The sequence below is a fragment of the Ruegeria sp. S84 genome (assembly GCF_056583445.1).
The window spans coordinates 3,705,683-3,723,267 of sequence record NZ_CM152618.1; the positions used below are offsets into that span (position 1 = coordinate 3,705,683).

The following is a 17,585-nucleotide window of genomic DNA, read 5'->3' on the forward strand; positions in this document are numbered from 1 at the left end:
TATCAGTTTGACGGTTTGAACGCCTGAAGTGAACTGCACCGCAAATGAACAAAATCAGAGGATGTAAGATGATGGCAATCGCGGGTGCCTTGGTTGGCGCCGTTTGGGGTGGGGTCCTGGCAAAGCGCCGGAATGGCAACAGCCTTGATATTCTTCAGTATGCTGCAGGATACGCCATCGTTTGTGGCCTGATTGCATTCTTTCTGTCGATCGCAGTTGTGCGTCTGGTGTCCTAGGCTGATCCGATTGGTGGTTGAAATTGAAAGCGCTGCTCAGGATCGTGCTTGGGTTGGTTCTGGCAGCCCTGTTCATCACTACTGTCTGTTTAAGCACGGCTACATATCTCATGCTGGCTTCTCTTCCGGACTATGAGGAAGATTTTAGGTTAGAGGGTTTGAAAGATTCTGTGGACGTCCTGAGGGACTCTATGGCGATCCCACATATCTCGGCTTCATCCCCGTCCGATGCCTATTTCGCACTTGGTTTCGTTCATGCGCAGGATAGATTGGGTCAGATGTTAAGGGAACGACGGTCCGCTTCGGGTAAAGTACCAGTTCCGCGATATCGCGATATAGATCCAGTTTTGTCTGAAATGCTGATTGCCTATGCAGCCGGTGTCAATGCCTGGATCGGGGAGGTGTCAAAAGGCCGGCGTGGCCGGGGGGCACCAGAACTGTTGTTGTACGATGAAAAGACAATCATGGCCTGGCGGCCAGAGGATAGTCTCAGAATAACTCAACAGTTCTTAGGCAATCTGCGGCAGGCCGAGAGTGGCGGCGCGTCAATTCCAGGCGACAGACCGAAAACACCCGGATTGCTCAAGAGCACGCCAAAAGCTCGGCTGGGTGCCTGGGCATTGACCAGTGAACGAACGGTTTCCAATTCCCCAATTCTCGCGATCGAGACTAGCGGGCCGCTTTCGCTCCCATCAACCTTGTACATGGCTGATCTTCAATTTCCCTCGGGGGCAGTAGCAGGGGTGACTTTGCCCGGCGTTCCGTTCGTTGTTCTGGGTCGTTCAAATGACGTTGCTTGGGCCTTGGACTCAAATGCCGGGCAACCTGAATTGCAAAACGGCACATCCGAATGGGTAGATAGCGATATCTTTTTGAAAACTCTTTACCGACTGACACAGGTAGTCACCGCAAAAGACGCCTTGAAGCTGATCTCTGAAATGCCTCTGTTCGGGTTGGAGACCGTCGTTATTGACAAAGAAGACGTCATGACCTGGCCGGGCATCTCCGATGAAGATGCAATCCTGCTTCGGCAGCAACGGCTCACAGAACTTGATGCGCGCCAACGCGTTTTTTCAGTTGATGGTGTTATGGGGGTACAACAAGATACCGTTAGTTCGGCAGCGCGTAGCTTGTTGCCTCTGATGGCGGCGGACTTGTGGCGTTCTGCACCCATGATCCCCGCAGCCGACGACCCGCTCGATGGAATCCGACAGGATGCCTTGAACCGCTTGGCTGAATGGAACGGTGAAATGGATCGTTTTTCACCGGAGCCATTAATATTCTGGGCATGGGCGCGTGCTTTGCAACGCCGATTTCTACAGGATGAATTTCCTGCGGGGCGTGATTTGTGGACAAATCCGAATCCATATTTTCTTGCCGCGGTTCTTTCAAATAGAGACGAGGCCGCGATGTGGTGTGACAATCGCACCTCAACTCGTGTCGAAACCTGCGACGAGTGGATCGTTCTCGCACTCGACGATGCGCTCGTCTGGATAACCGAGCGCTACGGTCCCGACCTTTCTTCGTGGAGCTGGGGAGCTGAACACATTGTGAATCTGGATTGGTCTGCGGTTAGCCCAGCCGGATTCCTCAATGGGTTGTTATCTGTGCGGGAACCGAAGTCCGGAGGACCTTATTCATTGCTCTCGTCTCAATTCGGGATGTCTGACGAAAAACCGTTTGCAACAAATATCGGCACGAATTTTCAGGCCGTCATGTCTGTTTCAGAAGACAAAGGCTTCTTTTTCCTGACACCATCCGGGCAGTCGGGACACCCGCTTTCGCGGTTCTACAAGAACTTGTTTTCTTCATGGATGCGCGGTGATTACAGGATGATGACAATGGATCTGGCGGTAGCAGAGGGTGGGGCAGTGGGGCGATCCAAACTAACCCCCCGCATTCAGGATGAAGTTGACTGATTAAAGTGCGGGGCCGGGAAACCAGATCAGTGTCAATGTCCCTAATCTTCAGGATGAAATGCCACACAAAGCCCAGGACTGATTGATATATCGGGCACCACGCCACAGTGATAAATTGCGAAAATCGGCTGTGGGATGCTGTTTTCAGTGGGCATCCCACAGCACACGCGATCTTAGGTTCCGCGCGCCTGATTACTGCCCATGCGCCAATTCAGCATTTTCACCTGGCGTTCCAACGGTTTCTGTTCCTGTTGAGTGTATGTTACCCTCCGAGGCTTTCAGAAGCCGCAAGGCGTTAGCCACGACCAGCAAGGACACTCCGACATCTGCGGCGATTGCACCCCACATTGATGCCAATCCAAAACCGGTAAGGGTCACAAACAGTGCTTTGGTCGCAAGTGAGAAGCCGATGTTCTGACGGATGATCGACATGGTTCGACGTGAATGATCGATCAGCCAGGGTACTTTGCCGATGTCATCAGTCATCAGAGCAATGTCTGCAGTCTCAATAGCAGCATCAGATCCAACTGCACCCATCGCAACTGCATAATGTGCCCGAGCCATCGCAGGCGCGTCGTTGACGCCATCGCCGATCATCGCAACCATTTCGTGCTGTTTTGCCAGCTCCTCGATCGCAGCGACCTTGTCTTCCGGCAGAAGCTGAGCCCGGACTTCGTCGATGCCGACTTCGGCTGCTACCGCTCTCGCTGTTTGTTCGTTGTCACCAGTCAGCATGATGATTGACTTCACGCCCTGCGCATGAAGCCGGGCAACTATGCTTCGGGCTTCGGGTCGAATGCGGTCCCGCAGCTCAAGCAAACCGGTTAACCCGTTCTCATCCCCGACAACAACAAGTGTGCTTCCCGCGCTTTCGATTTGGTTGCGCAACTCGGCAGGGATGGACACGCCAAAGCCTTTCTCTACAGCGAAGCGGTCGGAGCCAAGCCAGATATCTCCACGCTCGGTACGGCCTTCCAGACCACGACCGGGAACGGTTCGGATGTCTTCAGCCGCCGATATCGAAATGTCGATCTGTTCTGCCCGGGTCAAAATGGCGCGGGCCAGCGGGTGTGAAGACCGAACCTCAAGGCTTGCAGCGTTCGCCAACAGCTCTTGCTCGGATGCGCCGCCCAGCGGATAGACATTGGCCACTTCAGGCTCACCCATGGTGATCGTGCCTGTCTTGTCCATGGCCAGTGCGGTGGTACGACCGGGGGCTTCAATATAGGCACCGCCCCTAATCAGAACCCCAGCCCGGGCCGAAGCGGTCAAAGCCGCAACGATTGAAACCGGTGTGGAAATGACGAGCGCACAGGGGCAGGCGATAACCAGCAGAACAAGTGCATTGTAAAACCAGAAGCCCCACGATGCGCCAAATGCAAGCGGCGGGATCAGGGCGATAGCCACTGCGACGACCATAACGATGGGCGTATAGATCCGCGCAAATTTTGTAACCCACTGCTCAACTGGCGCACGGCGAGCATGAGCATCACCGACCATCCGGATGATCTTGGCAAGCACGGTATCGGACGCTGTTTTCGTCGCACGTATTTTGAGGGTGCCTTCACCATTGATTGTGCCGGCATAGACCTCATCACCCAGCTCTTTAGGAATCAGCGCGCTTTCACCTGTGATTGGAGCCTGGTCAACGGCACCAGCCCCTTCGATGACTTCCCCGTCAAGTGGAATGCGATCCCCGCCTCGAACGATGAAGCTGTCACCGACAAAGACATCCGCCGCCGGGACCGTTGCCTCAGAACCGTCAGCACGAACCAGCCGAACCGTCGGGGGGGCCAGATCAAGCAGCGCGGATACCGCGTTGCGAGCCCGTCCGACACTCCAGCTTTCCAGATAAAGAGAAAGCGAAAAGAAAAATGCTACAGTTGCCGCTTCAAAAAACTCACCCAGTCCGATGGCACCAGCGACGGCAACAACCATCAGAAGGTTCATATCCGGCGAAAGGCGACGCGCCGAAGACCAGGCCTTGGGGGCCACCAGCCAGACGCCAAACAGTATCGCAACCGCGAATAAAACTGCCTCGGGCAAAGGCATCGGAACCTCACCATGTCCCGAAAACAGCCCGAGCGCACCGCCCATGCCGGTTTCAAAAATGTGCCAGCCAAAACCCGCTGCCCAAAACCCTCCGCTTAGAGTGGTGAACCGCCGCTGACGTGCAATATGCGCCGCCTGGTCCTGGGCGGCATTTCCGTCATCCCATGGTTTGGCGGTCATACCAGTACTGGCAACCAGCAGCATGACATCTTCGTCAGATAACTTGGCAGCACTTTCAAGAAGTGTCATCCGACCGTTGATCACATCAAATGCAAGATGCTCTTCGCCACCTGCTTTCGGGCCGACGACACGGTTCAGGATCGCCACCTCTTCGGCGCAATCAAGGCCAGAGACCTGAAAGCTTCTACCACCTTCAGGAATTGGACCGGCGGGGGCGATGTCGCCACACCCGCCGCTACCGCATGCGTGGTGACCATGTTTGTTTTCGTGGCCATGGTCGTGGCTATGGGTATCGGATGACATGATTGGACCTCAAGAATCTCTATGGTCCTTTGTAAATAGTTCCTACAGTAACTAGAGCTTCAATACCTTTTGTATTTTTTTCATCCGGGTTCTTTGCCTGCGATATTGTTAGTTCATTTCGTCTTGCGGGCCGGCCGTGTGGATGCAATCTAATTGCAGATGACGCAAAAAATTTGGAACAGATCAATGCAGAAACGGATCGCAATTACCATCACGTTAGTCTCGATTACGGCTGGTTGCTCAGCCCAGTTCACCGGGGCCAAAAGCAAAGCACTTGAACCAGGCAACGTGCCAGATTCGGTCGTAGCGCTGGCAGGGCCGGCGCAGGATTTGACCACAGCGCGCCTCCTGCCCGAAGACAATTGCTTTTGGTATGAGCACAGCGGACCCGTCGAGACGACATTGGTACCATTGCGCGCGACGAATGGCGCTCCGATCTGCATTGCGCGCGACGCCTGATCGAAATGAGGGCAGCGACGTCCATGTACGCTGCCCAATATTCATGAGCGGGCTGTGACGCTATCTTCGGCAGAGTATAGGAAAGCGGTCGAGCCGGTTTTCACGTTTGGGTAGAGGTCATTGATATGAGCCATGATCATTCGCACACATCCAGAACTTGCGCGACCGCCGATGCTTCTTGGCTCAGGCGTGCCGTGAATTCTGAGATATGTGTCTCGGTCTCCAACGTATAGATAAAGGGCACGAGAGCCGAGAGCATTATTCGGCCCGGGCTCCATTCCATTCCGGAATTCCGCGTATTCGGGGTTGCGCTCGATCATTGAAGCGGTTGGTGTCCAGTGTGGCCATTCGACCTTTCGGCGGATAACATAGGTGCCGGGCTCGTAAAGGTTCCCGCGCGCGATCGCTACGCCATAGCGCATTGCGGTCCCGCCTTCTTCGATATGGTAGAGATAGCGCGCGACGGCATCCACATGGATGTCACCTGGAACCAAACCATCATTTGCCGCGACGCGTCTTGGTAAAAAACGGTCATGAACACCCCACGGATTTGAGGTCATTGGATCGTAACCAATTGGCGTGACCTGACTGTCCCAATAGGTCTTCTGCGATGCGGTTGGCCAGGTTTTGGCGATCAATGGACTGGCCGCAGACGCCGAGAACAGCGCTGTGGTGGATTGAATGAAATGGCGCCTTGTAAGCATAGGTCTCGTCCTGGTTCACAAGTTTAACGTATTTGGATCGCACTATCGCGAATTAATTCGAATCTTAAAGCCTCTAGCAGCTAGAGCTTCAAGAGGTTTCAGGTAACGCTTGGTTTACCCAGTTGATCACGTGACCGGTTGCGTGAATCCTGCTTCGGTCGAGTTTACATTGGAATAGGTCGCAAAGACAATTGACACAGGCGAAGCCGCCATTGTAGCGGTGAATTGTTTTCGGTTCCTGATGGCGGAAGCCAAAAGGATTAAAAGGGAATACGGTTCGGTGTTTTCAATGGCGCCAATTCCGTAACTGCCCCCGCAACTGTGAGCGGAGAGCGATGCCAAGACACCACTGGTTCGTAATGGAACCGGGAAGGTTGGCGGAGCGAGCACCCGCGAGTCAGGAGACCTGCCGTAAAGCGCCGGGCTATGCCCAGACTGAACCTGTCGGCCTTACGGTCGATTCAACCTGACAAGCCGCCGGGTGAGGCGGTAGGGAGAAAGAACATGCATATCGAACCGGGCATCGTGAATGGTGCCAAAATCGCGCTTTCCTATGTTACCGCCGCAGGTGCGGCTACTTACGCAGCGAAAGAAACGTTTTCCACATTGCGTGCGAATGGACCTGCATCTTTTGTTATGCGCTCGGTGCTCGCCACCGTTGGGGTTTTCCTTTTCTTCGAAGTCCTGCCGCATTTCCCGGTTGGTGTCTCTGAAGTCCACTTCATCCTGGGGTCGACGCTGTTTCTGCTTCTCGGTGCTGCACCCGCGGCTTTTGGATTGGCAGCTGGTCTCCTGATTCAGGGTGTGTTTTTTGCCCCGTTCGATCTTCCGCAGTACTTCATCAACCTGACCACTCTGCTGGTGCCGCTATTTGCGCTACAGGCACTGGCCAGCCGCATCATCGCACCCGGCACAGCATATGTTGACCTCAAATATGGCCAAGCTCTTGCCCTAAGTGCGACGTATCAGGGAGGAGTAGTCGCATGGGTTGGGTTCTGGGCCTTCTACGGCCAGGGTTTCGGCGCAGAAACCATGGCGTCGGTTCTGTCCTTTGGCGGCGCTTATATGCTGGTAATCGTCATTGAGCCGATTGCTGATCTGGCAGTGCTTGCGGCAGCCAAGGCAATGCGCGGTTTGAACAGTACAGGTCTGGTGACTCCGCGTTTGTACAACGCTGCGAAAGCTTGACCAAAGTTTGAAGCGGTGTCCTAAACTTGGGTTGCCGCGAAACAACCAGTAGTCGCAGGACCAAAATTTTATTGTGGCGCGTCTCTAGGGCGCGCCACATTGTTTTTAGCCGCTAGAAACCTGTACCCAACGATCAGGGTGATTTGGGTCCTGTATTCGTAGGAAAAGATACCTCGTTTCCTTCCAAGTTTTGATCCTGTTGGTGACATTGTCCAGAATCAAATCGCCTTCACTCGAGCGATAAACTAAAACTGCATGGCCACTGCGATTGGTGTCTAAGACAGTTGCAATAAGTAGCTTCGTAGGATCCAGGCCGTTCTGCATTAGTTCAAACTTCTTTTGCAAAGCGAAATCTTCGCAATCCCCTGACCCCTGCATTGGTAGTGTCCAGTATTCCTTTGTCCCGTATTGGTTTTGATCCGAAACGGCGCGGATCCTCCGATTGACGCGCAAGTTAATCGCTTTAACGATCTGTTTCTCCCGCGCTTCTGGCAGACCAGAAGTACGAGTATTCGCGCACGCCCACGAATAATCTTTGCAGAGTGATTTGGCACCCGATGGCGCCTGAACCTCTCTATCTAGTTTGATCCAGGGAAGCTCAGAAGCTTGCAATGGAGCGGCGGAGACAAGGTAGCTGCATATGATACAGGCCAACGATAGATAAACTGGTAACCGTTCCGAGAGTTTTTTCTGAGCGGAAGTAGGTTTTGTCATATCTGCTTTCCCCATGCTCGTTTCTCCTGGGTATCTGAAGCTACCGAGCCAAGAGAACTCTATTTCAATCTTTTATGTTCATCGACGCATTACAACAGCTTATTCAATTTAAAATGCAGAGCAGCAAAGTTCGCGAGCGCGCAGTTTTTAGTCGTGATTGTGTGGGTGAGCTTAATTGAGATTCTTGCAGCGGCATAGAAGAAAACCCGCTAGTAGATCTGGGTTATAAACGCTTGAGGTTTGGGACGGATTTGGATGACGCGTCAAGCTGAACATCTTTGTGCAATGAAATGGGTATCAACCGTTCGCCGGGGCGCACCCTAACAGTGTATCTGCGATTATATGTTTCATGCGGCCAGATGTAACTGGCAATTGCAGATTTCCCCTGAACAAGGTGTGCAGGTTTTGATTGGAAATTCTAAAACAATGACTTCGTCGCTACACTCAGTCCTCTGTTAACGTGCATAGCGACGGGAGCGATGAGTTGGGCAGGTTCAGTGGCCTACGAGACATATTGCGTCAGGTTTCTATGATGCGTGCAAGTTTCGTACGATCGACTTTGGAGGCATGACGCTTGTCCATAGGGATGTTCTTAATCGAAATCACATTTGGAACGCCAAAACCAAGCGCAGATTTAGTCCAATCGTCGATGTGATCCGCGGAACCTTGGACGCAAAGTGTGGGGCCTGCTTTGGTATTGACGAGCGCGCATCGATCTACACCTGGCCATCTCTGTGCCGCGACTTCGATAGCAAAGGGGAAGAGCGTACCTGAAAAGACTTCAATTTCGGACCCGACGCGCCCCCATAACCATAAACGCCCGTCATCATCCAGCGCGCCAGCGTCACCGGTCCGGTGCCAAATGACACCACCTTCTTCGATTTTATTGTTCTTCGAGTGGGTCGGGTCCAAATACCCGTCATTCACATGTGCGCCGGCGACCTGAATTTCATTGTCGCGGATGCGGAGCGTGATTTCGGGCACCGGGTATCCCACAAGTAGACCCCTTCCAACAGCCATGTCGTGGTGATCCTTCACCGTGATATCCGCGGCGTCAAGATGGGCAATCGGTTCAGCCTCGGTCGACCCATAAACGCACACAACCGACAGGCTGTGCCGGGTTCTCAACGCCTCGACAAGACTCGGAAACACCGGACCGCCGCCGGTGAACACCGTGTGCAACGGACCGGTATCGTCGGATTGAACCAGTTTTTCACATAGCGATGGTGGGATGAGGGCCCGGGTGATCTGTTGCGTTTGAAGCCAGCTTTCCAACTGCACAGTCGACATGCGGTCCAGCTTGCTGAACCTCCAGTTGGGTAAAACACTTGTGCGCCCGGCCGCCAGATTGATCAGCGTGAACACCGGAAAGGCCACCAGATCGCGCTCGGCCATACGGCTGTCGAGCAGGTGTGCGATGGCATCGTGCTGCGCCATCAAAAACGCGTGCGAGCGCGGAATGGCTTTGGGCTGGCCGGTTGACCCAGAGGTAAAGGAAATAAGGGCGATATCGTCCGGTTGTACCTTTTGCGCCACCGGGTTACCGCGGCTTTTACCAGGCGTCAGCAGGGGCAGGGTCCAGAGATCCGGAACCAGAAACTTCAGCAAAGAATACGCACCCGCTGCACAGAACGCTTTTGGCTTCGTTGTTCGGGCGGCGTGGCGCAGACCGGCCAGCCCCAAGGCTGGCTCTGGTAAGACAACGGTTGCGCCAAGGGTCCAAAGCGCAGCCAGACTCGCATATAGGTCCGCGTTGACAGGCATGGCCAACAACACGCGATCACCTGACTGGATACCCTTGTCCTGCCACCGACCTGCCAAGTGCTGAACGCGCGTGTGCAGGGTTTGAAAGGTGATCTCGCGGCCCTTGCTGTCCACTATGGCTGTCCGGTCAGGAACCCGTTTAACCGCCGCGGCGAATTGGGACAGCAGGTCAGCCATTCAGCTTCCGTCCAAGCAAAGTATAGCGCCGGAATATTGTCGCGCCTTCCGCTGCACTGCGCTCGGCGGAGGTGTTGTCATCATGGATCAGCGCATGAATGGCGGTTTCGTACCCCATCCTGAGCGCCGCCTTGTGAAACCGGTGAGCCAGATGCCGTCCGGCGCCCGGTTCGAGACTTGCATAGGTCTTGAGGATTACGGATGCCGGATTGGGGCCTTCGGCATAATTGGGAATGCCAAACAGAAACCCGGCCAATGTCCCGTCATGGCGGCGCGCAAAAAGGATCAGCTCGCGCTTCATCATCGGCACAACCGGCATATACATGGCCAGGAAATCTGCCTCGGATATCGGTTTGTAGAACGCGTTGCCGGAAAATGCGCGAGTTGACAGGTCGAAGACCTGACGAAACAGCGCCTCGGGGTCTGTTCCGTCCCACTCTTCCACCACGAACCCGTCGCTTTCCGGCGGTGCTGACCCGGTTGCGGCTTGCAGCGACACCCGAGCCGAGAAATAGCGGCTGATCTCGGTGAATCCTGCGGATCGGAACACCTCAAGCTCATGCGGTTTGTTGGTGGGCTCCATCAGGAACGGAGCGGACCCGTCGCTGTCCGAGACGAACCGGTAACTGTGCCAGGTATCGCCTGACATCGGCCCGATGATGCGATCCAGGCCTGCGTCTTGCACCCTCTCGATCCCTTTGCGCAGGATTTCGGCACCGGCTTCGGACGTTTTGCAGGAAAAATCGCCGAAGGTCGCGGCGCGCGCGCCTTCCCAGTTCGGACCGTTCAGATAAACGGTCAGCTTCGCATCCGCCGTTCTGATGATCTCTTTGGTCATGAAAAAACTCCGGCAAAGAACCCAGCACTTAGCGATCCAGCAACGATCCAAACGTAGTAAAGCAACGGCGGCGCGAGGGCCAACAGCGTCAGCCTGAGCACCCGATCTTTTTCGAACCAATGTGGTCGGAGCAACGGCGCAGCGACTGAACAAGCTAATGAAAACAGGGCCAGTACCGTCAGCGGCTCGGCCCAGTTCGACTGTTCAGAATTCAGGGAAACAGCCCATGTCCGAATAAGAAACAGGACAGCCGCAGCAAGTGGTATCACAATAGGAATGGGACGCAGCGCCACAGCAGCGAGGCCCATAGCCAGCCCCATCGCGCTGAGCCCAAAGAAGGAAACCGCATCCCATCCCGTTGCATTTCCAGCCGCAAGCCAACCGAACCCCAAAAGCCCCAAGGCGGCTATGATATCCAGATCGGGGTACTTACTGTCACAAGGAGAAGCGGTACGCGCCCAGCCATGTGCGGCAAGAACCATGATCGGCAGTACTGTGTTCTGCAGCTTTGCGGCGGCCAGCAGCAAAAAAACCGCGACAACATAGACACGGGTCGCATGTTTGCTCAGGCCCAGTTTGGTTCCCACTACGCCGAAACTGGCAAGGGCGGCAAAGAACATGGCGGCCAACAGGGCGAGCTCTGCCAAAGAGCTGAAATAGTGGCCGTTTAGGAAAATCAACAAGCCAAGCGGCAGGAACAGGTTGTCAAACCCGCGCCAGCTTTGTGCCTCGACCAATGTGCCAAAAGCCGCAACCATAAGGCACAACATCATGATGTTAGATGGCGGGAGTTTCGATAAGAACAAGAAGCAGATGATCGCAACCAATAGTGTTACGACAAAAAATACCACTGATCCTTCTAAGCTCTTGTCGCCATCTTCTACCACGTAGCGTTTGGTTCCATACGTGGTCCCGGCAAGCGCAGCGGCTGCATCCGCGAGTGTCAGAACGGCGATTGGCAGTATGTAGAACAGCGTGTTTTCCCCGGCTAGCAGAAAGCAAAGCCCAACTGACAGGGCGAGCAGAAAGTCGCCGTAGGACGTACGATCCACACCATGCAAAGTTGCACCCAGACCCGACGAAAAACGAGGCAGGCGTAGCACCAGCATCACCAGGATTGTGGCCGCAATCAGCATGTAAACCGGCCAGCGATCGGGAAACAACCAGGGCAGCAGCAACGCAAAGAGGCCGGTGCTGACATGCATAAGCTTGCGCTGCACTTCGGGTTTCAGGCCCGCTGTATTAGCCAGATTGCGTATAATCATCATTACGCCGACCAGAGCCAGCACCGACCCCGCCGCCAGCAGAATCTGCCCAATAACAGTCACGGTTGAAACTCTTCGACGACGAAATCCGAATAGAAGAATGCCATGTCGCGGGCCTTCTGCTGTGTTTCGATGTCGGTCAGGGTTTCAACCTTGTTTCTGAATTCCGGCGGAACCCTCCGGGGTGCCATCATGTTCCAATAGACTAGTCGGGCATTTGGCTCCGCAGCGGTCAGGATCGACCCGTAAACCTGATGGAAGGTCTCGGGCGACATGTACTCGAAGATGTCGGACAGGTTGAATCCTCTGGCTTTTTCGTCGGTTGACACAAAAGCCTCAAGCGATCCAAGGCGGATGTCTAGACGATCCAACCGGGATCGGATTGTCTCATAATGCTCGGGACGCCACGCCATTGGCAGCGCGTCGCCATGATCGCCTTTGAGAATCCAGTGCAGATAGGGATTTTGCGAGGGATCGGTGGTGACTCCCGCATGACGGATGCGGCGGGCGACATGTTGGGCCGGGCTACCCTCTACATGGTCGAAAAACGCACTGTCCCGGCCCATGCGGCCCATGACGAGGCGAGAGAAGAAGATGTTCAGCAAAAGACGCCATCGCACCGTGTTGAACCGTGTGTCGAAGAACGACTGTCGCTCTGCGGGCGAGCGGGGTACAAACACTGCGTCAATCGTTCGGCGTGAATGCACAAGAGGCAGTAGCCAAGTTCGAAAGATGCGAAAATAGCGCTCGAACTTGCCGACGCCACCGATGCCGTGTTTTTCGACTTCCGTGATCAGAGTCCGCCAGAAAGCGCGCGTTTCGGCATCTGTGGCTTCCAAAACCTGGTTCAGCAATGCGCCCCGTCGGGTACTTCGCCGCGAGCCGGTGAGTTCAATGAATTCGGGATGGGTCAGCACCTTATAGGCCGCGATCCTGAGCTTAAGGCAGGCCAGCTGGGCCGGTGAAAGATCCAAAACGACAATGCGCGCGGGATCGAGTGTCAGCATTGCCAGCGCATTATCCCCGGCAGAGCAGATGGAGACCAATGTCTTGCCCGCACAATCGCCCAAGGCGGAGGTAAGAACATCCGCGTCTTCCCACAGTTGGGCATAGCGGATATGGTCGAAATCCGCCTTTTTCTCAATCTCACTGCTACCCATCGCAGCGTTCCACCGCACCGCTTGCCCCGTCGACCCGGATCATCTCACCATCTTCGATCCAGTTGGTGGCGCCTTTCAGGCCAACCACGCAGGGGATACCTAGTTCGCGTGCGACAATCGCAGAATGTGACAACAGAGATCCCCGTTCGACGACGATGGCGGATGCGTTCGAGAATACGGCGATCCAGCCCGGATCGGTGTGGCGCGCCACGAGTATATCTCCGGGGATTAAGGCCTCGGTGCGCGGGTCGCGGATCACGCGCGCGCGCGCCTTGATCTGACCTGCGGAACAGCCCGTGCCCTGCTTCATCCGTGCAGGGTCCACCTCGGCGTCTGCGCTCTCGGACCAGACCGGCGCGATGGCGGGGCCACGGATTTCGATGCGTTCCGGCGGGTCGGGGCGTCGGGACGAGGCTTCGTCTTCCAGTTTGCGCTGCGCAACGATGCCTTTCAGATCGGGTGACAGGCTATAACCTTCGACTGCTCCGAGAACTTCATGTGTTGTCAGGAAGAATACATCCTTTGGCGATGAAAGCAGGTCACGCGCAGCGAATTCGCGGCCGATGCCCAGAAACACGCGCCGCGCATAACCAAATATGCGCGTGCGTTCAAAGCGCAGGTTTTCTCGGTCGCGCACCCGCGCCTTGGTCCAGCCTAAAATCCAATTGGCGAAGTACCGTTTGAGTGGGTTTGACGGAAACAGAGCCTTCCAGTCCGGTTCATCGCCGTCCTGACGCCCGGCAGGTGGACGTTCAGCGCTGGCTGCAATGGCCAGCAACAGACTGTTCGGGTCATCGCGCAACGGAACGCTTTCCAGCTTGAGCTCTTCCGTACACCGGTCGCCGAACTTCTCAAGATACGCATCAACCTCGGCTTCGATTTGTCGGTGTCCTGACAAAACCGACAGATGTGCATTGGCCTTCAAAGGAGCGGCAAGCCCTGCCTGCCGAACCAACTCTCCCATCCGGGCGATGCGTTGCGCGGGTTCCGCCGAAACGATATCACCTTGCCCGATCATGAGGTCGTTGTGCAGGGTCAACCCGGCCTCGCCCAGCCATTTTTGCAGCAGGTTGCGCGAGCCGCCAAAGGCAATCATGCACAAGAAATCGTTGATCAGCGGGGCATCCCACCGATCCAGCAGAGTGCTTTCAATGCGCCGGTATTCCGCGGCCAGTTGGGTCGCGTTAGAGGCATCCACGTTCAGCCCCGTCTGTAATATGTCGTTCAGCCTGCGGTAAAAATCACGCCGGGTCTGCGGTAGGCGGATGGCCTGCCAGATCAGGCCGCCCGCAACCTTGGCCAGTTTCGCGTACTCCACGACCTTGCGCCAGCCGGTGGTGGGGGGTGGGGCAAGAGCATCCGTGACCTCACGCGGCATCGGTTCAGAAACGCCCATCATCGTTTCCATATAGTCGCGGTTCAGTGAAAACCCGGGCAACAGTGCCAGCGCGCGATACCAGTTGATCAGATTGTAATAGGCGCGCCCGTCCACCCGCCCCAGTAAATTGTCAAACACAGTGGGGTTCAGCGCGACCGTGTGCCGGGACACGCCCAGCAGCCTAACGAAAGCTCGATATACCTGAGAATACACGTGCAGGGCAAACGAATAAGTCAGCGGACTGACGATGCCCGGATAGCTTTCGACGATATTGGAATTGTCGAAAATGGTAAGCGTCTGATCTTCGAGCGGGGCAGGGCGCAGGGCCGTGGTGATCGGGCGGGCCTGCAGAATATGCAGCCCTTGCGCATCAATGGCCCATTCGATGTCCTGAGGAGAAACGAATAGCACCTCGGCCTTTCGGGCGAGGGCTGCGATGGATCGCGCCTCCGAGACGGTCAAATGTGCAGAGGCGTCAGGAGCGCTTTCCGGTACGCCATCTGCATCGATGACCCAGTCTTCTCCGTCCGCTTCCCCCGACACAAGCTGCTCTGCAAGCCCGTCAATCGCTGAGATCACGACCACATCGCGCCGGCCACTGACCGGATCGGCGGAAAAGGCGACACCGGCCGCTTTGGCATCGATCATGCGTTGCACGATGATTGCGGGGGCCTCGGCCTCGCCACCGGATTTGACCGCGCGGTAGGTTTCGACCGTTGATGAGAAACCGGATTGCCAAACCTGCTTGGCCGCCGCGATCACACTCTTGCCGGGAACATTCAGGACCGTTGCGAACTGTCCTGCATGGCTGTGGTCCACGCCATCTTCGGACTGGCCAGAACTGCGTACCGCGTAAGGCCCGGACCCGAGTGTTTCAAGCGCGGTGGACACAGCCAGTCGCAGGCCTTTTTGCGCGATCGGGCCCGATTGCCCCATACGAAACGCGTCATTTGTGATGACAAAGAATGCGGGCGGGGAAAACCCGTGCTGTGTCAGATGCGACAGGGCTGCCGCTTTGCCTCCAACCACAGAGATGTCATTGGCATCCATTTGGTCGACGATGAAAGTCATGCTACGGCTCCGATCAGGTAGGGTAGGAAACCAGCCGTGGCATAACAGAAAAATACCCACAGACCGGAAACAGTGTCCATCCTGTTCTGTGCTTTCTCAGTGGGTGTCTGACTGTAGTGGAATACAGCAACCCCGCAGGGAACCAGCGCTAGTGCGCCGATCAGGGCGCTTGGCCAGCCAACTCCGGTGGCGTTTACTGTGCCGGCGAGAAGCGCGTAGGATAACAGAACGCAGCCGATCCAGATAAGTCCTGCTAGGCGCGGACCCCATAGGGAGGAATAGGTGTCGACCCCTTCAATCTCGTTTTCGGGCGCCCACAATTTCCGCCCGATCTCAAGGACGCAGCCATTCACAAAGGACAACGCCAGGAACAGCCATAGTGAGGGTGCCGCGCCGCCTGCCGGCAGCCATTCGAGGCCAGTCAGCAATAGATCGATCAAGGGCATGATTGCCATATGGCTGAGCAGGTACAGAACCGGCCGGGCCTTCAGCCAGGCCGGGACACCGAATTCAATTGTCATCGCAGCGAGCCAGATCCAAACCGCGCCCAACAGCCACAAAACCGACGGGTGCCAGAACCGGGCAGCCGCAAGTGCAATTGGAATGGTCAGTAAGCCCAAGCTCAAAACTTCGCCTGGTGAGACCAATCCGCGTGGGATCGGCCTGTCGGGCCGGTAACGTCGGTCATCCTCGGCGTCCTTGAACTCGTCACAGACCCGCATCTGGAAGAACAGCGCCATGGCCAGCACAAAACCGGCGGCAAAGGCAGGCCACTCGGGCAAAGGGCGGTCTGCCAGACGGGCAGACACACAAATGCTGGCCGAGGAAAACACCAGCAGCAGGGGGACGGTTTTCTTAAGCGGAAAGCGCTCGGATTGGTAAATCCAAAATCGGTTCTGAAAGCTCATCTGTGGCGGGCCAGACTCTCATGGGCGCGGGTGAAATGACCGGCAGCAATCGCGGCGACAATGGAGATTTCGCCGCATAAGCACGTGGCCGCAGCAACTTCGGCTAAAGCCGTGCCACACCCGCTGCCCCGTAGACCGAGTATGTTCAGCGCTGCTGCCTGGCTTGGCAAACCGGTTCCGCCGCCGACCGAGCCGACAAGGATATTCGGAAGCGTGACCGAGCAGAATAGATCGCCGCCCCTAGGTTCCATACGCGTGACGCCCATTGCACTTTCGGCAACGCAGGCCGCGTCCTGTCCGGTTGCGATATAGAACGCAGCCAGCCCGTTGGCATAATGCGCCTGTGCGCCAAACTGGCCAGACAAATGTGCGCCCAGATTGGCGACACGGCCATAGTCCAGCATCGCCTCGACCGTCGTTCCCAGTGTCTTTTCGACAATCTCAGCCGGAAGCGTAACCGAGGCGCTGACTTTCCGCCCGCGCCCCGTCACCAACCCCAGCGCCGAGGCCTTTTTGTCGCCCGAGAAATTACCTTCGACATACCAGTTCTCAATCGCAACAGGACAGCTATCCGCGATTGCATGGCAAAGGGCGTCGGTGGCGATGGTCACCATGTTCTGACCTGCAGCATCACCAGTGGTATAGCGGCAAATCAGGAAAACGACGTTGGTGTCAATGAATGGCTCCAGCGATACAAGCTTGCCATGACGGGTCGTCGCTTCGGCCGCAGATTTGAGCCTGTCAACATTGGTCACCACCCAATCCAAAAATTGCCCCGCTCTTAGCAGGCTATCGAACACAAAGGCCGGGGTCCGCAGCACGCCTTCGTATAAAACAGCGGTACTGATACCGCCCGACCGAGTGGCGGCGTAGGCGCCCCGGGCATAAGATGCGACCAGCGCTGCCTCGGTTGTTGCGAGGGGGACATGAAAGTCGCCGTTGGCGTTCATTCCGTTCAGGCGTAAGGGGCCAATAACCCCGACTGGAAGCTTAACCGTCCCGATGAAATTCTCGATATTGGCGCCATAGGTTTCGGCATCTTCGATAGCCGCCAAATCTGCAATTTGTGCCTGATCCTTGTCGCTGGCCGTTGGTTTCAACTTTTCCCAGAATCGTGCGACCATCTCCTTGGTCGGCTTGCGAGATGGGCGTAAGGTTGAAAACTCTGCATCGCTTGGCGCCATCTGCTGAGGTATCTGGTCAGCATCAAATCGTGCTTTTATGCGTTGAAGCATTTCCCGGACATGAAACGGAATTACCAATAGCGCG

At 55.9% G+C, this 17,585-nt stretch carries 14 protein-coding genes and 1 riboswitch; of the genes, 4 read left to right on the forward strand and 10 right to left on the reverse strand.

Annotated features, from left to right (window positions below; genetic code table 11):
• Nucleotides 1-68 precede the first annotated feature (68 nt).
• Nucleotides 69-236 carry a hypothetical protein gene (locus AC1DFB_RS18645; RefSeq protein WP_480436033.1) on the forward strand — a complete coding sequence of 56 codons (168 nt, stop codon included), beginning with the start codon at nucleotides 69-71 and terminating at the stop codon, nucleotides 234-236.
• A 23-nt stretch (nucleotides 237-259) separates the two neighbouring features.
• Entirely contained in the window at nucleotides 260-2,155 is a 1,896-nt protein-coding gene (locus tag AC1DFB_RS18650) for a penicillin acylase family protein (protein ID WP_480921838.1), read from the forward strand.
• Between the two features lie 192 nt (nucleotides 2,156-2,347).
• Here AC1DFB_RS18650 and AC1DFB_RS18655 read toward each other — a convergent pair whose 3' ends face one another.
• Complete coding sequence (locus AC1DFB_RS18655; protein ID WP_480921839.1) at nucleotides 2,348-4,690, reverse strand: heavy metal translocating P-type ATPase; 2,343 nt, start codon at nucleotides 4,688-4,690, stop codon at nucleotides 2,348-2,350.
• Between the two features lie 186 nt (nucleotides 4,691-4,876).
• On the opposite strand from AC1DFB_RS18655, the gene AC1DFB_RS18660 reads away from it, so the two are divergent.
• A complete protein-coding gene (locus AC1DFB_RS18660; protein ID WP_170392939.1) occupies nucleotides 4,877-5,149 on the forward strand; it encodes a hypothetical protein in 273 nt (90 codons plus the stop codon).
• A gap of 41 nt (nucleotides 5,150-5,190) precedes the next feature.
• Here the strand turns inward: AC1DFB_RS18660 and AC1DFB_RS18665 are convergent, their stop codons facing one another.
• Nucleotides 5,191-5,853 (reverse strand): L,D-transpeptidase, encoded by a 663-nt coding sequence (locus tag AC1DFB_RS18665; RefSeq protein WP_170402530.1) that lies wholly within the window; start codon nucleotides 5,851-5,853, stop codon nucleotides 5,191-5,193.
• A 215-nt stretch (nucleotides 5,854-6,068) separates the two neighbouring features.
• Nucleotides 6,069-6,281: riboswitch (cobalamin riboswitch) on the forward strand.
• A gap of 76 nt (nucleotides 6,282-6,357) precedes the next feature.
• On the opposite strand from AC1DFB_RS18665, the gene AC1DFB_RS18670 reads away from it, so the two are divergent.
• The gene (locus tag AC1DFB_RS18670) at nucleotides 6,358-7,041 is read left to right on the forward strand and encodes an energy-coupling factor ABC transporter permease (RefSeq protein ID WP_170392744.1); all 684 of its coding nucleotides are present in this window, start codon (nucleotides 6,358-6,360) and stop codon (nucleotides 7,039-7,041) included.
• A 105-nt stretch (nucleotides 7,042-7,146) separates the two neighbouring features.
• On the opposite strand, the gene AC1DFB_RS18675 is transcribed toward AC1DFB_RS18670, so the two are convergent.
• From AC1DFB_RS18675 to AC1DFB_RS18710, 8 genes are all read right to left on the reverse strand, one after another.
• A complete protein-coding gene (locus AC1DFB_RS18675) occupies nucleotides 7,147-7,770 on the reverse strand; it encodes a transglutaminase-like cysteine peptidase (RefSeq protein WP_480921840.1) in 624 nt (207 codons plus the stop codon).
• A 504-nt stretch (nucleotides 7,771-8,274) separates the two neighbouring features.
• Complete coding sequence (locus tag AC1DFB_RS18680; RefSeq protein ID WP_480921841.1) at nucleotides 8,275-9,696, reverse strand: AMP-binding protein; 1,422 nt, start codon at nucleotides 9,694-9,696, stop codon at nucleotides 8,275-8,277.
• The gene (locus AC1DFB_RS18685; RefSeq protein ID WP_170424919.1) at nucleotides 9,689-10,534 is read right to left on the reverse strand and encodes a hypothetical protein; all 846 of its coding nucleotides are present in this window, start codon (nucleotides 10,532-10,534) and stop codon (nucleotides 9,689-9,691) included. Before AC1DFB_RS18685 ends, AC1DFB_RS18680 begins: the two co-directional genes overlap by 8 nt.
• Nucleotides 10,531-11,862, reverse strand: coding sequence for a hypothetical protein (locus tag AC1DFB_RS18690; RefSeq protein WP_170402521.1), 1,332 nt, complete (start codon nucleotides 11,860-11,862; stop codon nucleotides 10,531-10,533). The genes AC1DFB_RS18685 and AC1DFB_RS18690 overlap by 4 nt, the downstream gene beginning before the upstream one ends.
• Nucleotides 11,859-12,959: a DUF3419 family protein gene (locus AC1DFB_RS18695; RefSeq protein ID WP_170402913.1), complete on the reverse strand. Its 1,101-nt coding sequence runs from the start codon at nucleotides 12,957-12,959 to the stop codon at nucleotides 11,859-11,861. Before AC1DFB_RS18695 ends, AC1DFB_RS18690 begins: the two co-directional genes overlap by 4 nt.
• Nucleotides 12,952-15,408, reverse strand: a complete 2,457-nt coding sequence (locus AC1DFB_RS18700; RefSeq protein ID WP_480921842.1) for a PEP/pyruvate-binding domain-containing protein — start codon at nucleotides 15,406-15,408, stop codon at nucleotides 12,952-12,954. The genes AC1DFB_RS18695 and AC1DFB_RS18700 overlap by 8 nt, the downstream gene beginning before the upstream one ends.
• Entirely contained in the window at nucleotides 15,405-16,316 is a 912-nt protein-coding gene (locus tag AC1DFB_RS18705; protein ID WP_480921843.1) for a UbiA family prenyltransferase, read from the reverse strand. Before AC1DFB_RS18705 ends, AC1DFB_RS18700 begins: the two co-directional genes overlap by 4 nt.
• Nucleotides 16,313-17,551 (reverse strand): hydroxymethylglutaryl-CoA reductase, encoded by a 1,239-nt coding sequence (locus AC1DFB_RS18710; RefSeq protein WP_480921844.1) that lies wholly within the window; start codon nucleotides 17,549-17,551, stop codon nucleotides 16,313-16,315. Before AC1DFB_RS18710 ends, AC1DFB_RS18705 begins: the two co-directional genes overlap by 4 nt.
• Nucleotides 17,552-17,585 lie beyond the last annotated feature (34 nt).

Bases quoted from the DNA above. Each gene is read 5' to 3' on its own strand.
- AC1DFB_RS18645 (WP_480436033.1), top strand. From the start codon at position 69: ATGATGGCAATCGCGGGTGCCTTGGTTGGCGCCGTTTGGGGTGGGGTC.
- AC1DFB_RS18655 (WP_480921839.1), bottom strand. From the start codon at position 4,690: ATGTCATCCGATACCCATAGCCACGACCATGGCCACGAAAACAAACAT.
- AC1DFB_RS18660 (WP_170392939.1), top strand. From the start codon at position 4,877: ATGCAGAAACGGATCGCAATTACCATCACGTTAGTCTCGATTACGGCT.
- AC1DFB_RS18665 (WP_170402530.1), bottom strand. From the start codon at position 5,853: ATGCTTACAAGGCGCCATTTCATTCAATCCACCACAGCGCTGTTCTCG.
- AC1DFB_RS18670 (WP_170392744.1), top strand. From the start codon at position 6,358: ATGCATATCGAACCGGGCATCGTGAATGGTGCCAAAATCGCGCTTTCC.
- AC1DFB_RS18675 (WP_480921840.1), bottom strand. From the start codon at position 7,770: ATGGGGAAAGCAGATATGACAAAACCTACTTCCGCTCAGAAAAAACTC.
- AC1DFB_RS18680 (WP_480921841.1), bottom strand. From the start codon at position 9,696: ATGGCTGACCTGCTGTCCCAATTCGCCGCGGCGGTTAAACGGGTTCCT.
- AC1DFB_RS18685 (WP_170424919.1), bottom strand. From the start codon at position 10,534: ATGACCAAAGAGATCATCAGAACGGCGGATGCGAAGCTGACCGTTTAT.
- AC1DFB_RS18695 (WP_170402913.1), bottom strand. From the start codon at position 12,959: ATGGGTAGCAGTGAGATTGAGAAAAAGGCGGATTTCGACCATATCCGC.
- AC1DFB_RS18700 (WP_480921842.1), bottom strand. From the start codon at position 15,408: ATGACTTTCATCGTCGACCAAATGGATGCCAATGACATCTCTGTGGTT.
- AC1DFB_RS18705 (WP_480921843.1), bottom strand. From the start codon at position 16,316: ATGAGCTTTCAGAACCGATTTTGGATTTACCAATCCGAGCGCTTTCCG.
- AC1DFB_RS18710 (WP_480921844.1), bottom strand. From the start codon at position 17,551: ATGCTTCAACGCATAAAAGCACGATTTGATGCTGACCAGATACCTCAG.